Below are 14680 nucleotides of genomic sequence, written 5' to 3'. Positions count from 1 at the left end.
GCGCGGGCTTCGAATAATGGGCTGCATCGACCACTCATACGGAGTCCATGCATGACCTCAGCGACCGGCACCGAGTCCGCCCCACACGACGCAGCCAGCGATGCGCTTTGGCAGCAGGACACCCAGGCCCTGCACGCCGGCTACCGGGGGCGCGAGCAGCAGCGCAGCGCGGCCGTGCCCATCTACCAGAGCACCTCCTTCGTGTTCGACAGCGCCCAGCACGGCGCCAACCTTTTCGGCCTGGTGGAGGAGGGCGATGTGTACTCGCGCACGGCCAACCCCACGCTGGCGGTGCTGGAGCAGCGCATTGCGGCTCTCGAAGGCGGCGTGGCCGCGCTGGCCCTGGCCTCGGGCATGGCCGCCATCGACGTGGCGCTGGCCACGCTGGCCAGTGCGGGCGACCATGTGGTCGTGGCCTCGCAGCTGTATGGCGGCACGCACAACTTCATCGCCCATGTGCTGGCCTCGCGCGGCGTGCAGAGCACGGCCGTGGCCAAGGATGATTTCCAGGCGTTGCGCCGGGCGATAGGGCCGCGCACCAAGGCCGTGTTCGTGGAGTCCGTGGGCAATCCATCGGGCGGCATTGCCGACCTGCGCCAGCTGGCCGACATCAGCCATGCGGCGGGCGTGGCGCTGGTGGTGGACAACACCGTGGCTTCGCCGCTGCTGCTGCGGCCCTTCGACTGGGGCGCCGACATCGTCGTGCATTCGGCCACCAAGGCCATCGGCGGACACGGCAATGTGCTGGGCGGGCTGATCGTGGACAGCGGCCGCTTCGATTGGGTGGCGCACGCGGGGCGCTACCCGCAGTTCAGCGCGCCCGAGCCGGCCTACCAGGGCTTTGTCTTCACCGAGAAATTTCCCGACCGCGCCTTCATCGCGCGGGCCCGTGCCGTGCTGCTGCGCAACTGCGGCGCGGCGCTGGCGCCGCACAGCGCCTTCCTGCTGCTGCAAGGCCTGGAGACGCTGGGCCTGCGCCAGGAGCGCGCCAGCCGCAACACGCTGGCCGTGATCGATTTCCTGCAACGCCATCCGCTGGTGGAGCGCATACACCACGCCAGCCAGAGCGGCCACGCCGACCACGCGCTGGCCCTGCGCCAGTTGCGCGGCGGGCATGTGCCGGCGCTGCTGGGCTTCGAGCTGCGCGGCGGCCGCCCGGCGGCGCGCGCCTTCTATGACGCGCTGCGCCTGTTCCTGCGCCTGGTCAACATCGGCGACAGCAAGTCGCTGGCCGCCATTCCTGCCGAGACCACGCACAGCCTGCTCAGCGACGAGGAGCTGGCGCGCGTGGGCATTGCGCCGGGGCTGGTGCGCCTGTCCATCGGCATAGAGCACCCGCAGGACCTGCTGGCCGACCTGGCGCAGGCGCTGGAGCAGGCGCAGGGCCATGCGGTGTTGGCTGCCGAACGCGGACAAGACCGCGAACAAAACCGCGAGCAAAACCGCGAGCAAGACCGCGAGCAAGACCGCGATCAGCGCCTGGCGGCCTGAGCGCCCCTTCCTTCCCACTTTCCTGGCAGCACAGCATGAGCACCTTGACAGCATCCACTCTCGACGCGCCCGCCGTCACAGCGGCAACCCCGGCCCTGCCCGTCATCGACCTGCAGGCCCTGCGCGACCCGGCCACGCAGGCCCAGGCGCTGCGCCAGCTGGCGCGCACGGCGCGCGACACCGGCTTCTTCTACCTGGAAGGGCACGGCATAGGCCGGGACGCATGGCAGGGCATACGGCGGCGCGCGCGCGAATTCTTTGCGCAGCCGCTGGCGGACAAGCAGGCGCTGGCCATTGCCAACACGCGGCACTTCCGGGGCTATACGGCCGTGGGCATGGAGATCACGCGCCAGCGGCCTGACCAGCGCGAGCAGATCGACCTGGGGGAGGAATCGCCCGAGATTCCCGCAGGCCCCGGCGTGCCGGACTGGAAGGGGCTGCAAGGCCCCAACCAGTGGCCGCAGGCCTTGCCCGGGTTCCGCGAGGAGGTGCTGGCCTGGCAGGCGGCAGCGCATGGCGTGGCGCTGGAGCTGCTGCGCCACTTCGTGGCCGCGCTGCAGCTGCCCGAGGGCGCGCTGGACGCCCTGGTCAGCGGCCTGCCTGCGCATCGCATCAAGATCATCCACTACCCGGGCAGCGAGCTGGGCGCAGCAGGCCAGGGCGTGGGCGCGCACAAGGACGGTGGTCTGCTGACCCTGCTGCTGCAGGACGAGGTGGGCGGGCTGCAGGTGGAGACGCCAGCCGGCTGGGTCGATGTGCCGCCGCGCGAGGGGGCCTTCGTCATCAACATCGGCGAGATGCTGGAGCTGGCCACCAACGGCTATCTGCGCGCCAACGTGCATCGCGTGCTGGTGCCGCGCGCGGGCGTGCAGCGCTACTCCATCGCCTACTTCCTGGCGCCGCGCCTGGACCTGGGCCAGGTCCCGCTGCTGACCCTGCCGCCCGAGCTGGCCGTGCTGGCCACGGGGCCGCAGAGCGACCCGGACAACCCGCTGTTCAGCCATGTGGGCGAGAACGCGCTCAAGGGCCGCGTGCGCTCCCACCTGGATGTGGCCCAGCGCTTCTATCCCGAGCATTTCGCCCGCCTGCAGGCCCAGGCCCGCGCCGCCGGCCGTGAGTTGCACCCCGGTGCCTATTGATCGATTCCTGTTGATCGGTGCCTGTTGATTCTTGAAAGGACTGTACGATGGACAAGCGAGTATTTCTGCGGGGACTGGCGGCGGGGGCCTCGGTGGCGGCGATGTCAGGCGCCATCCGGGCCGCGCAGGCCGGCCCGCTGCGCGTGGGCGTGCGCGGCGGCGTGGACGAGGAAATCTGGGAGGTGGTGACCCGCGTGGCGCGCGAGCAGGGGCTGCAGGTCAAGCCCGTGGTCATCAGCGGCGCGGCCAGCCCCAACGAGGCGCTGAACAACGGCGACATCGAGGCCAACTCCTTCCAGCATGTGCCGTTCCTGCGCGACCAGAACCAGCAGCGCGGCTACCGGCTGGTGGCGGCGGGCGACACCTACATCTCGCCCATCGCCTTCTATTCGAAAAAACACAAACGCCTGGCCGACCTGCCCGCTGGCGCGCGCCTGGGCATTCCCAACGATCCCAGCAACCAGACGCGCGCGCTGGTGGTGCTGCAGGACCAGGGCATCCTGAAGCTGCGCGAGGGCTTCGACCCCTTGAAGGGCACGGCGGGCCTGGCCGACATCGCCAGCTACCAGAAGAAGGTGCAGCTGGTGGAGGCGGCCTCGGTGGTGCTGGCGCGCTCGCTGGACGATCTCGATGCCTCGGCCATCGTCAACAGCTTTGCCTACCAGGCCGGGCTCATCGCCACGCGCGATGGCATTGCCGTCGAAAGGCGCGAGCGCAATCCCTACGTGAACATCATTGCCGTGCACGAGCGCGACCGCGCTGCACCCTGGGTCGCGGCCCTGCTGCGCGCCTACCAGTCCGAGCCCGTGCGCCAGTTCATCGTGAGCAGGTACCAGGGCTCGGTGCTGCCGGCCTTCTGAGGCGTGTAAGGCAATGAAGGTGGAACAGGCGGCGGCCGGCGAGCCCCATGCAAGCGATGCGCTGCAGCGGCCGCACATCGTCTTCGAGGGCGTGCGCAAGCACTACCCTGGAACGGGAAGGGGCGCGGGAAGAAGCGCGGGCGAGCCCGTGCACGCACTGCAGGCGCTGAGCTTCGAGGTGGCGCGTGCCGAGGTGTTCGGCATCATCGGCCGCAGCGGCGCCGGCAAATCCACGCTGCTGCGCACCATCAATGCGCTGGAGCGGCCCAGCAGCGGCCGCGTGCTGGTGGACGGCACCGATGTCGCCACGCTGGACGAGGACGCGCTGGTGGCGCTGCGCCGGCGCATCGGCATGATCTTCCAGCACTTCAACCTCCTGTCCTCGCGCACGGTGTACGAGAACGTGGCCCTTCCGCTGCAGGCCGCAGGCTGGCGGCCCGCGCTCGTGCGCGCACGGGTGGACGAGCTGCTGGCCCTGGTGGGGCTGGCGGACAAGAGCGGCGCCTATCCGGCCCAGCTCTCGGGCGGGCAAAAGCAGCGCGTGGGCATTGCGCGCGCGCTGGTGCACGAGCCCGAAATCCTGCTGTGCGACGAGGCCACCTCGGCCCTGGACCCCGAGACCACGCAGTCCATCCTGGAGCTGCTGCGCGAGATCAACCGCAAGCTGCGGCTGACCATCGTGCTCATCACGCACGACATGGCCGTGATCCGCGAGGTCTGCGACCGCGTGCTGGTGCTGGACCAGGGCCGGCTGCAGGAGATCGGCGGGGTCTGGCAGCTGTTTGCGGCGCCGCGCTCGGAGGCAGCGCGTGCGCTGCTGCGGCCGCTGCGGCAGGCCTTGGCGGCGGACCTGGAACTGGTGGCAGCGGCCGATGGCCCGGAGGCCGTCGCCGTGCTGGCCATCGGATGGGCCGACGGCGGCAGCCAGCAGGGCCTGCCGCTGGCGCAGCTCCAGGTGCTGGGCCCGCGTGCCCGCTTGCTGCAGGGCGGGCTGGACTGCATGCGCGGGCGTTCGCAGGGCCGCCTGCTGGTGGGCGTGCCGGTGCAGGATCTGCCGTCGGCACTCTCCCCGCTCTCGCCGGACGCGCTGTCTTCCCTTCAACAGGCGCTGGGCGCCGATTCACTGCAACTGGTTGGCCATGTCCCTGCCCCCGCTCGATAAATACCTGCAGGCCTTTCTGGAAACCCTGCTGATGGCGGGCGCGTCCTCGCTGATCGCCATCGTTGCCGGGCTGGCGCTGGCCATCGTGCTGCACACCACGGCGCCGGGCGGGCTCTATGCCAGGCCGCGGCTGTACCGGGGGCTGTCGGCGGCGGTGAACATCGGCCGGGCCATTCCCTTCATCATCCTGCTGGTGGCCCTGCTGCCGGTGACGCGCGCCATCGTGGGCACCACGCTGGGCACCTGGGCGGCGGTGGTGCCGCTGTCGGCCAACCTGATTCCGTTCTTTGCGCGCATCGCCCAGGTGAGCCTGGGCGAGGTGGACGGCGGCCTGGTGGAGGCGGCGCGCGCCATGGGCCTGCGCCGCCCGCAGATCGTGCGCCAGGTGCTGCTGCCCGAGGCGCTGCCGGGCCTGATCGGCGGCATGACCGTGAGCGTGATCGCCATGGTCAATGCCTCGGCCATGGCGGGCGCCGTGGGGGCGGGCGGCCTGGGCGATCTGGCCATCCGCTACGGCTACGAGCGCTATGAGACGCGTGTGATGTTCGAGGTCATCGTCATCCTGGTGGCCCTGGTGTCGGTACTGCAGTTCGGCGGCGAATGGCTGGCACGCCGTGCCGACCACCGGCGTTCGATCTCTTGAGATGATTTGGAAATAACAGACTGAATTTTTATTATTTTTGGTTTTTTCGACTTGTCTCGACAATGGCCTGCAGCAGCATTCGGGCTGCTGATTCTTTTCCGAGATGCTTCGATGACCCACACCACACGCCCCGCCTGGCCTTCCCCTCTTGCCGGCCGCACTGCCATGAAGCCGGGCGTGGCCATCGTCTGTGGCGTTCACCATGTCCAGCTGTCCTTCCCGGCGCGCGCCCAGGCGGCCATGGAGCGCTTTTATGGCGAAGTGCTGGGCCTGTCTGCCCTGACGGTTGCCGGGCGTCCGGGCCTGAGCTTTCTGGCCGGCGGGCAGCGCATCGATCTGGTGCCCTACAAGGGGCAGTCCGGCGGCACCGAGCGCGCGGCGGGCAACCTGGTGCACCTGGCGCTGACGGTCAGCGACGTGGATGCGCTGCGCCAGCAGTTGCTGGTGCACGGCGGCCTGGCGCTGGAGGTGGCGCCCGTGAGCGAGGGCCGGCGCTGCTATGCGCGAGACCCCGCAGGCAATCTGATCGAGCTGCTGGAGCTGCCCCGCGAGGCAGCGGCCGATGCCCCGGACGAGCCGGCCGTGGCCTGTTCGGCCTGAAAGCCTCTCGCCGTCCCCCTCTCTCTTTCCTTCCTGCTTTTGCCTTCCACAGGCCCGGGCCGCACCGGCCCCGGGCGGAGCCTTGCCCATGAACTTCCAGCAACTGCGCTATGTGCGCGAAACCGTGCGCCGCGGCTACAGCCTGACCGAGGTGGCCCACACGCTGCACACCTCCCAGCCCGGCGTGAGCCGTCAGATCCGCGAGCTGGAGGAAGAACTGGGCGTGGAGATCTTCATCCGCGCAGGCAAGCGGCTGACCGGGCTGACGCCGCCCGGCGAGGCGCTGCTGCCCATCGTCGAGCGCCTGATGCTGGAGGCCGACAACCTGCGCCGCGTGGGCGCCGACTTCAGCGCCAGCGAGCAGGGCCGGCTGTCGATTGCCGCCACCCACTCCCAGGCCCGCTATGCGCTGCCCCATGTGGTGCGCGACTTCCGCCAGCGCTATCCGCAGGTGCGCCTGCACCTGCACCAGGGCTCGCCCGAGCAGGTGGCGCAGATGCTGCGCAGCGGCGAGGCCGACATCGGCGTGGCCACCGAGGCGCTGGCCGGCTATGAAGGCCTGGTGGCGCTGCCCTGCTACCGCTGGACGCACGGCGTGGTCGTGCCGCCGGGCCACCCGCTGCTGCAGTCGCAGCAGGCGCTGACGCTGGAGGCGCTGTCGCGCTTTCCCATCATCACCTACGAGCAGGGCTATACGGGCCGCGCCCACATCGACGAGGCCTTTGCGCGCGAGGGCCTGGAGCCCGACGTGGTGCTCACGGCCATGGACGCCGACGTGATCAAGACCTATGTGGAGCTGGACATGGGCGTGGGCATCGTCGCCTCGGTGGCGCTGGATGCCGAGCGCGACCAGGGCCTGCGCACGCTGGACGCCGGCCATTTGTTCGAGGTCAACACCACGCGGCTGGGCCTTCGCAAGGGCGCCTGGCTGCGCGGCTATGCCTATGCCTTCATCGAGACCTTCGTGCCCACGCTGACGCGCGAGGTGGTCGAGCAGGCCGTGCGCCAGGGCGTGGAGCCCGAGTAGGCAGACGAAGGGGGCCGGCCTCAGCCCGGCTCGCGCGCCATCTCCAGCAGGGTGTCGCCGGTCACGCGGTAGCGGATCCACTCGGTCTGGGGCAGGGCGCCCAGGCGGTCGTAGAACTCGATGGAGGGCAGATTCCAGTCGAGCACGCTCCACTCGAAGCGGCCGCAGTCCTTCTCGACGGCGATCTGCGCCAGGCGGCGCAGCAGCGCCGTGCCCGCGCCCAGGCCGCGCGCCTCGGGCGTGACGTAGAGGTCTTCGAGGTACAGGCCGTGGCGGCCCTGCCAGGTCGAGTAATTGAAGAAGTAGACCGCAAAGCCCACGGGCTGGTCGCCATGCAGGCAGATCAGGCCAAAGACGGCGGGGTTGTCGGCAAACAGGGTGCGCTTCACATGCTCTGGCGTGGCCAGGACTTCATGCTCGGCTTTTTCATAGACGGCGAGTTCGCGCACGAAGCGGACGATGAGCTCGGCGTCATCGGGGGTGGCGGGTCGGATCTGTAGGGTGGTAGTCATTCAAACGCGGGGGGACACGGGGAGCCCGGAAAAACGGTATTGCGGCGCAAGATGGCGCCGCAATCTCCGGTTTTAGCCGATTTTCACGGCCGTGTCCGCCAGGGGCTGTTGCACCGGAAGGGGCAGGAACTGGCGCAGGATCTGGAAATGGTCCTCGAAGAACGCGCTTTCCATGGCGGGCAGGTCGCAGACGGCCACCCAGCGCGCCAGTGCCGCATCGTCGCCGCCCTGCACGGGCGGCAGCGAGGGCAGCACGCCCAGGTCCAGATAGTGCACATGGGTGATGGTGCGTCCGCGCAGGCTGCGGTCGGGATGGTCGAAGACCTGCACGGACTGCAGGGCCGCCTGCAGGTCGGCCTCGCTGAGCGTGGAGCAGGTCTCCTCGCGCAACTCGCGCAGGCAGGACTGCCACAGCGTGTCGCGCGGCTCCAGGAAGCCGCCCGGCAGCGCCCACAGGCCCAGGCCCGGGGCATGGGCGCGGCGTATCAGCAGGATGTGGTCCTGTTGCGCGCCTTCGTGCGGCACGCGGCAGCGCAGCAGCGCATCCACGGTCACGAAGACGGGCGGGTAGGGCGCCGCAGCCCAGGCCTGGCGGTACCGGGCCAACATGCGCCATTCCTCGCACATCTGCGCATGGACGGGCGTGGTGGCCCATTGGCGCAGGAACTGCAGGGTGGCGGGCGGCACCTGGGCGGCCAGGGCCTCGAAGTCCACGCCGGATTCGCCGAAGTAGATGTCGCGCAGCGGCGTGGCGTCGAACTGGCCCAGGCGCGGCAGGCTGATCAGCTGCCAGCGCGGAAAGCGCGCCAGGTAGCCGCTGGTCGCGTCCTTGAAATGGCCGACCAGGGCCACGCTGGCGCCTTCGGGCACGCAGGACTGCACGGCCTGCTGCACGGCCTGTACCCACAGCGGCTCGTTGTAGTAGTCGCGCACGGGCACGCAGTGCAGGCGGGCCGCGTCGGCCGGCGGCAGCGCCTCGCGCAGCATCTGCGCGCGCTCCTGCCAGCTGAAGGGGTTCTTGGGATTGGGCGCCTGCCAGGCGCTGCCCAGCACGACGACGATCTGCTCGGCACGCTCCAGCGCCGCGCGCAGCAGGGCCATGTGGCCGTTGTGCAGCGGCTGGAAGCGCCCGATCAGCACGGCGGTGTGCACGCGCTCGCTGGTGGCCGGGGTTTCGGTGGGGGCGTCCATGGCGGCAGTCTCTTGCATAAACAGGCTCGGTGGCTTCACTCTGGCTTCATTCGTAGTGGGCGGCAATGGGCATCTGGCGGCCCGTGCCGAAGGCGCGCGGGCGCACGCGCAGTATGGGCGGGGCCTGGCGGCGCTTGTACTCGCTGCGGAAGATCATGCGCTTGACGCGGTCAACCAGCTCGGCCCCGCCGGGCTGGCCCAGCAGCTGGGTCACAAAGCGCTCGGCCGTGCCGTATTCGGCGGTGGACAGGTGCCGGCCCTCGATGGCGTATTTGAGGATTTCGTCCAGCACCGCATAGGGCGGCAGGCTGTCCTCGTCCTTCTGGTCGGGTGCCAGCTCGGCCGAGGGCGGCTTGTCGATGATGGCCTGGGGAATCAGCTCTCGGCCCGCACTGCGGTTGATGTGGCGCGACAGCTCGAAGACCTCGGTCTTGTACAGATCGCCTAGCAGGCCCAGGCCGCCGTTGGTGTCGCCATACAGCGTGCAGTAGCCCACCGAGATCTCGGACTTGTTGCCCGTGGTCAGCAGCAGGTGGCCGAAGGCGTTGGAGTACTCCATCAGCGTGGTGCCGCGGATGCGTGCCTGCAGGTTCTCCAGCGGCAGGCCCTGCAGCGGCTGGCCGAAGCTGGCCTCGAACTGGCGCGCATAGCCGTCGACCAGTTCGCGGATCGGGTGCTCGTGCAGCGTGATGCCCAGGTTGCGGCACAGGATCACCGAGTCATCGACCGAGCCGCTCGACGAAAAGCGCGAGGGCATGGTGACGGCCACCACGTTGTCCGCGCCCAGGGCCTCGGCCGCCAGGGCCAGGGTCAGCGCGCTGTCTATGCCGCCCGAGCTGCCGACCACGGCGCGCGTGAAGCCGCAGCGGCGCGCATAGTCGCGCAGGCCCAGCACGATCTGGCGGCGGTAGAACTCCATGGTGGGCAGGCCTGCGGCCGTCACGCTCATGCAGGGCTGGCCGGCCGCGTCGAGGAAGCGTCCGTCGCCGAACTGCAGCGTGCGCAGGTCCTCCACGAAGCGCTCGGCCTCGAAGACCACGCCGCGCCCGGGCTCCACCGCGAACGAGGCGCCGTCGAACACGATCTGGTCCTGGCCGCCGATCTGGTTCACGTAGAGGATGGGCAGGCCGTGGCGCGTGGCCGCCTGGCCGAAGATCTCGTGGCGCTGCTCGCGCTTGCCCAGGTGGCTGGGGCTGGCGTTGATGCTGACCACCAGGTCGGGCGCGGCGTCGGCCATGCGCGCGAAGGGGTTGGTGGCGTAGTCGGCACCGGCGTCGTTCCAGCCGTCCTCGCACACCAGAAAACCCACCTGGGCCTGGCCTATGCGCAGCACCTTGGCCGCGTCGGGGCCGGGCTCGAAGTGGCGGCGCTCGTCGAAGATGTTGTAGGTGGGCAGCAGCTGCTTGTCGTAGCGCAGGCGAACGGCGCCGTCCTTGAGCACCAGCAGGCTGTTGTGCAGCGGCTTGCCGGGCCCGCTGGCACGCGTGGGCGCACCGATGACCCAGTGCAATTGCGGCCACTGGCGCGTGGCCTGCAGCAGCTGCTGCAAGCCTTGCTCCAGGCGCTCGCGAAAGGCGGGCTCGTCCAGCAGGTCGCCAGGGTAGTAGCCGCACAGCGACAGCTCAGGAAAGACCAGCAGGTCGGCCTGCGCGTGCGCGGCGCGGGCAGCGGCCTCGGCCATGCGGGCCACGTTGCCGGCGATGTCGCCGACGGTGGGGTTGAGTTGGGCAATGGTGATGCGCAGCATGAATGGAGCCTTGGCGGTGTCAGGCGGTGTCAGGCGGTGTCAGACGGCGACAGGCTGGGCCAGGCCGAAGACCTGGCGCAGATAGGCCAGATAGGTTTCGTCGTTGCACAGCGTCTTGCCCGGCGAGTCCGAGATCTTGGCCACGGGCTGGCCGTTGGCATGGGTGAGCTTCATCACGATGTTGATGGTCTCCAGCCCCATGTCGTTGGTCAGCCGCGTGCCGATGCCGAAGCCCAGCTGTATGCGGTCGGCAAAGCGCTGGTACAGGGCCAGGGCCGTGTCCAGGTCCAGCCCGTCGGAGAACACCAGGCGCTTGGCCTGCGGGTCTATGCGCAGCTTCTGGTAGTGGGCGATGGCCTTCTCGCCCCAGGCATACGGGTCGCCCGAGTCGTGCCGCAGCCCGTCGAAGAGCTTGGCGAAATACATGTCGAAATCGGCCAGGAAGGCATCCATGCCCACGGTGTCGGTCAGGGCCACGCCCAGGTCGCCCCGGTACTCCTGCACCCAGTCCTCCAGCGCGGCGATCTGGAAGTCGCGCAGGCGCACGCCCTGGGCCTGGTAGCTCTGCAGGTACTCATGGGCCATGGTGCCTATGGGCACGATGCCGAAGTCGCGCGCCAGCAGCACGTTGGACGTTCCCTTGAACCACTGCGCCGTCTGTGTGGCAAAGGCCTGGACCACCTCGCGCTGCCAGGCGCCCGAGAAGCGCCGGCGCACGCCGAAGTCGAACAGCTCGAAGGGATTGCGCAGCCTGGCCTCGCAGGCCAGGTGGCGCAGACGCTCTATCTTGCCGGCCAGGCGCCTGCGGCCTTCGGCCAGCGCCGCCTCGGCGTCGAAGCGCCGGAAATACAGCTCGTTGACGATGGCCAGCACATAGATCTCGAAGCCCATCACATGGACCTGGGGGCCCTTGGCCTCGATGTGCAGGGTGTCGCCATCGGCCCAGGCACGGATGAAGGCGCGCTGGAACTGGAAGATGCGCAGAAAGTCGATGAAGTCGCTCTTCATGAAGCGCAGCCCGCCCAGGTAGGCCAGGTCTTCGGGCGTGAAGCGCAGCGCGCACAGGGCGTCCAGCTCGCGCTCCACCTCGGGCAGCAGCTCGGCCAGCGGGAAAGCGGTCTTCGTGCGGCAGACGAATTCGTACTCGGCCTCGGTCTGGGGATTGCGGTGCAGCATGGCCTGCCACATCGTGAATTTGTAGAGATCGGTGTCGAGCAGGCTGGTGATGATGGGAGCCATGGTGCGATGCTGGGGAAACAGGAAAGGGGGCTGCGCGCGTGAAGGCGGTCCGCCCCTACAGGTGGAGTTCTTGGCTGGAGGCCAGCCGCAATCCGCGGGCCTGCATGGCTGCTAGAAAATCATGGTGCGCGGACTCGAAGCCCGGCACCGGGCTCATGGCGTCGTGCATCAGCACGATGCGCTCAGGATGGGGAAGGTGCTCGACCAGATGCTCGACCGTGGAGCGCACGCAGTGACTGCTCGCCTCGCCCGCGACCACCAGCATGTCTGCCTGGGCCAGCCGCTCCAGCAAGGCCGTATTCAGCAAGGTCGCCGGATCGGCAGGGTCCGGCACCTCGGCCAGCAGCGCGCTGTAGTGCTCGGTCCAGGGATTGAGCCCCTTGAAAACGTTGTACACGGCGCGCTGGCGCTGCTGCTGCCAGTCGCCGCAGGCCGCCAGCACATCGGCATGGATACCGTGGCCCCAGCTGCCCACTTCGCAGTGCACGGGCCAGACCATCAGCGTGTAGCGGCTGTTGGCTTCGAGTGCATCCAGATAGTCCAGGCTGCGCTGCAGCGCCTCGGCGTTGCGTGGCCGGAACATCCCCGCCCGCACCTGCGCCGCCGTGATCGCGGTGAACGGCGCCACATCGCCGCTGTCGTCGCCATTGCCCTGTTGCCAGAAAGCCGGATGGGCGATGTCATAGCGCTGGTGCGAGTCCAGCGTCACCGTGATGGCGTCCACCTTCGCCCCCTCGCGCCGTATCCAACCGGCAAGCCGCTGCATGTCGGCATGGGCGCCCGCCACGGGAAGGCTGGGACGTTGCCAGCCAGGACACCAGTCCTCAGGCAGATCGCAGAAGTCGTTCTGGGGGTCTATGACCAGGAGCTGGGTGGTGGTAGAGGGCATATATGAGGGTGCACGCAAGCAACAGTGCGTGGCAGGTGCATCAGGTCAATGCTTCAGTGTAGTGCTGCAGGAGCGTCGCCTGTCACCAAGGCTTGATCCTTCCGCTTCTGCAGGGGCTGTGAAATACGGCGCCACATCCCTGTCAAGGCCAGGGCGAAACGAGAGGGGGAAGCGACTTCGGAACATGATGCGGAACCTACAATGGGAGGTTTTACGTATTCCCTGGGTGGTTTGGACCGTTTCATACGGCAATAGCGCTGGTTTCGGCCGTGCCCTGCATCAACCGAATGCTTTCATTCGGTAGCTTCTGATTATCAATATGGCTTCCCTTCAGGTAACAACGACTTTCATGGGCATAGGGTTGGCCGCGCTGATCCTGTACTTGATCCGGCGCGACCATCTCTACCTCATGCACGGCCTGTTCTGGGTGGTCGTTGCCGTGGCCGCCGTCGTGCTGGGCGTCTGGCCCGGGATGATCAACCGCCTGGCAGCGGTGCTGGGCATCAGCTATCCACCGGCCATGCTGCTGCTGCTGGCCAGCATCGTCCTGCTCATCAAGGCCTTGCATGCCGACATGGTCAACACCCGCATCGAGCGCGATGTGCGGCGGCTGAACCAGCGGTTGGCAATGCTGGAGGCCGATGCTGAGGATTTGCGTCGTTCACCTTCGCCCGGCGAGACTTCGTCATGAGTCATCCCCTGCTTCCTATCATTCTTTGCGGAGGATCGGGCACTCGACTCTGGCCGCTCTCCCGGGAAACCTATCCCAAGCAGTTTCTCACCTTGATGGAAGACCGGAGCATGCTGCAGCAAACTGTCACTCGTCTGAAAGGACTGGCGACACACATACCGCAGGCCTCCGTCCCGGTACTGGTGTGCAACGAGCAGCACCGCTTTTTATTAGCAAGCCAACTTATGCAGATTGGTGTTGAGCGGTGCCCCATCCTTTTGGAACCAGCAGGACGTAACACTGCACCTGCCTTGACTATTGCGGCTCTTTATGCTTGCGCTAGCGATGAGGATCCAATTTTGCTGGCAATGCCTGCGGATCATATGGTTTCCAACAAGCCTGCTTTCCATGCGGCTGTGGAGCAGGCATATACCGAAGCATGTGGGGCTTCTGTAGTTACATTTGGAGTTTCTCCTAGTCGTCCTGAAACAGGATACGGCTATATACGGTACCGAGATACCAGTGAATCAGGAGCATTATTGATCGAGAGCTTTGCCGAAAAGCCTACCGCAGAGTTAGCTCGTCAATATATTGAAAATGGAAATTACCTTTGGAACAGCGGAGTCTTTATGATGCGTTCCAGTATATGGTTGGAATTGATGGAAAAATTCCGACCGGATATTCTCGCTGCTTGTAAGATTGCGATGAACGGCGCGAGGCATGATCTTGATTTTATCAGGCCGGGTGCAGATGCATTCCTATCCTGTCCTTCAGACTCTATCGACTATGCCGTGATGGAACGATTACCGATGATGCCTGAAGTAGGTGTCAAGGCCCAAGTAGTCCCTTTAGATGCAGGATGGTCCGATTTGGGAACTTGGGATGCTTTGTGGGAGGCAAAAGAAAGAGATGATCAGGGAAATGCATTGATGGGTGACGCGGTTCAGTCCAATTGCAGGAATTCTTTTCTGGTCTCCAATGGCCGGCTTGTTACAGGAGTTGGACTGGAAAATATTGTCGTTGTAGAAACGGCGGATGCTGTCTTGGTCGTGAAAAAAGATCACACCCAGGAAATAAAAAAATTAGTTGTTGATCTTGGTGACGAAGGCCATGGATTAGCTCATTCGCATCGAAAAGTCCATCGTCCTTGGGGTTGGTATGACAGCTTAGAACGTGGTGATCGATTTAACGTAAAAAGAATCGTTGTAAACCCCGGTGCAAGCTTGAGTCTGCAAAAGCATTGTCATCGCGCAGAACATTGGATTGTTGTGAAAGGTATTGCTGAAGTTGTCAAGGGCGAAGAGAAGTTTCTATTGCGTGAAAATGAGTCCACGTATATTGGTCTAGAGGAAATACATAGGCTTAAGAATCCTGGAGATTTTCCTTTGGAAATAATTGAAGTCCAATCGGGAGATTATTTGGGAGAGGATGACATCATTCGTTTCGATGATGCGTATGGGCGTGCAGGAATATTCTAGAGTAAAACGAAATAGTATTTTTTTCGCATGCA

Annotated in this window: 14 protein-coding genes; 9 read left to right on the top strand and 5 right to left on the bottom strand. The window is 66.5% G+C overall.

Annotated elements, in window-relative coordinates; genetic code table 11:
* Window positions 1–51 precede the first annotated feature (51 nt).
* The 7 genes from ACF8O7_RS12855 to ACF8O7_RS12825 all read left to right on the top strand — a co-directional run bounded on the left by ACF8O7_RS12855 (window position 52) and on the right by ACF8O7_RS12825 (window position 6922).
* Window positions 52–1491, top strand: a complete 1440-nt coding sequence (locus ACF8O7_RS12855) for an O-acetylhomoserine aminocarboxypropyltransferase/cysteine synthase family protein (RefSeq protein WP_126310944.1) — start codon at window positions 52–54, stop codon at window positions 1489–1491.
* Window positions 1492–1526: 35 nt separating this feature from the next.
* A complete protein-coding gene (locus tag ACF8O7_RS12850; RefSeq protein ID WP_126310943.1) occupies window positions 1527–2630 on the top strand; it encodes an isopenicillin N synthase family oxygenase in 1104 nt (367 codons plus the stop codon).
* Window positions 2631–2677: 47 nt separating this feature from the next.
* Complete coding sequence (locus ACF8O7_RS12845) at window positions 2678–3490, top strand: MetQ/NlpA family ABC transporter substrate-binding protein (RefSeq protein ID WP_126310942.1); 813 nt, start codon at window positions 2678–2680, stop codon at window positions 3488–3490.
* Between the two features lie 13 nt (window positions 3491–3503).
* Entirely contained in the window at window positions 3504–4652 is a 1149-nt protein-coding gene (locus tag ACF8O7_RS12840) for a methionine ABC transporter ATP-binding protein (RefSeq protein WP_126310941.1), read from the top strand.
* The gene (locus ACF8O7_RS12835; RefSeq protein ID WP_013800725.1) at window positions 4630–5295 is read left to right on the top strand and encodes a methionine ABC transporter permease; all 666 of its coding nucleotides are present in this window, start codon (window positions 4630–4632) and stop codon (window positions 5293–5295) included. Before ACF8O7_RS12840 ends, ACF8O7_RS12835 begins: the two co-directional genes overlap by 23 nt.
* 111 nt (window positions 5296–5406) lie before the next feature.
* A complete protein-coding gene (locus tag ACF8O7_RS12830; RefSeq protein WP_012207409.1) occupies window positions 5407–5895 on the top strand; it encodes a VOC family protein in 489 nt (162 codons plus the stop codon).
* 88 nt (window positions 5896–5983) lie between these two features.
* On the top strand, window positions 5984–6922 hold the full coding sequence (locus ACF8O7_RS12825; RefSeq protein ID WP_013800726.1) for a CysB family HTH-type transcriptional regulator: 939 nt from the start codon (window positions 5984–5986) through the stop codon (window positions 6920–6922).
* Window positions 6923–6942: 20 nt separating this feature from the next.
* Here ACF8O7_RS12825 and ACF8O7_RS12820 read toward each other — a convergent pair whose 3' ends face one another.
* The 5 genes from ACF8O7_RS12820 to ACF8O7_RS12800 form a co-directional block, all read right to left on the bottom strand.
* Window positions 6943–7434: a GNAT family N-acetyltransferase gene (locus ACF8O7_RS12820; protein WP_012207407.1), complete on the bottom strand. Its 492-nt coding sequence runs from the start codon at window positions 7432–7434 to the stop codon at window positions 6943–6945.
* A 72-nt stretch (window positions 7435–7506) separates the two neighbouring features.
* Window positions 7507–8625 (bottom strand): bifunctional nicotinamide-nucleotide adenylyltransferase/Nudix hydroxylase, encoded by a 1119-nt coding sequence (locus ACF8O7_RS12815; protein WP_034399635.1) that lies wholly within the window; start codon window positions 8623–8625, stop codon window positions 7507–7509.
* Between the two features lie 46 nt (window positions 8626–8671).
* Window positions 8672–10372 (bottom strand): NAD+ synthase, encoded by a 1701-nt coding sequence (locus ACF8O7_RS12810; protein WP_126310940.1) that lies wholly within the window; start codon window positions 10370–10372, stop codon window positions 8672–8674.
* Between the two features lie 39 nt (window positions 10373–10411).
* The gene (gene pncB / locus ACF8O7_RS12805) at window positions 10412–11611 is read right to left on the bottom strand and encodes a nicotinate phosphoribosyltransferase (protein WP_012207404.1); all 1200 of its coding nucleotides are present in this window, start codon (window positions 11609–11611) and stop codon (window positions 10412–10414) included.
* A 55-nt stretch (window positions 11612–11666) separates the two neighbouring features.
* On the bottom strand, window positions 11667–12500 hold the full coding sequence (locus ACF8O7_RS12800; RefSeq protein WP_126310939.1) for a cysteine hydrolase: 834 nt from the start codon (window positions 12498–12500) through the stop codon (window positions 11667–11669).
* Between the two features lie 319 nt (window positions 12501–12819).
* Between ACF8O7_RS12800 and ACF8O7_RS12795 the strand changes: the two genes are divergently transcribed.
* A complete protein-coding gene (locus tag ACF8O7_RS12795; protein ID WP_096913978.1) occupies window positions 12820–13191 on the top strand; it encodes a DUF2304 domain-containing protein in 372 nt (123 codons plus the stop codon).
* A complete protein-coding gene (locus tag ACF8O7_RS12790; protein WP_084027311.1) occupies window positions 13188–14648 on the top strand; it encodes a mannose-1-phosphate guanylyltransferase/mannose-6-phosphate isomerase in 1461 nt (486 codons plus the stop codon). The genes ACF8O7_RS12795 and ACF8O7_RS12790 overlap by 4 nt, the downstream gene beginning before the upstream one ends.
* The last annotated feature ends 32 nt before the right edge of the window (window positions 14649–14680 follow it).

The organism is Delftia sp. WSY_16 (assembly GCF_043104415.1).
Taxonomy (GTDB): Bacteria; Pseudomonadota; Gammaproteobacteria; order Burkholderiales; family Burkholderiaceae_C; genus Comamonas; species Comamonas tsuruhatensis.
This window is presented reverse-complemented; position numbering and strand designations above follow the sequence as displayed.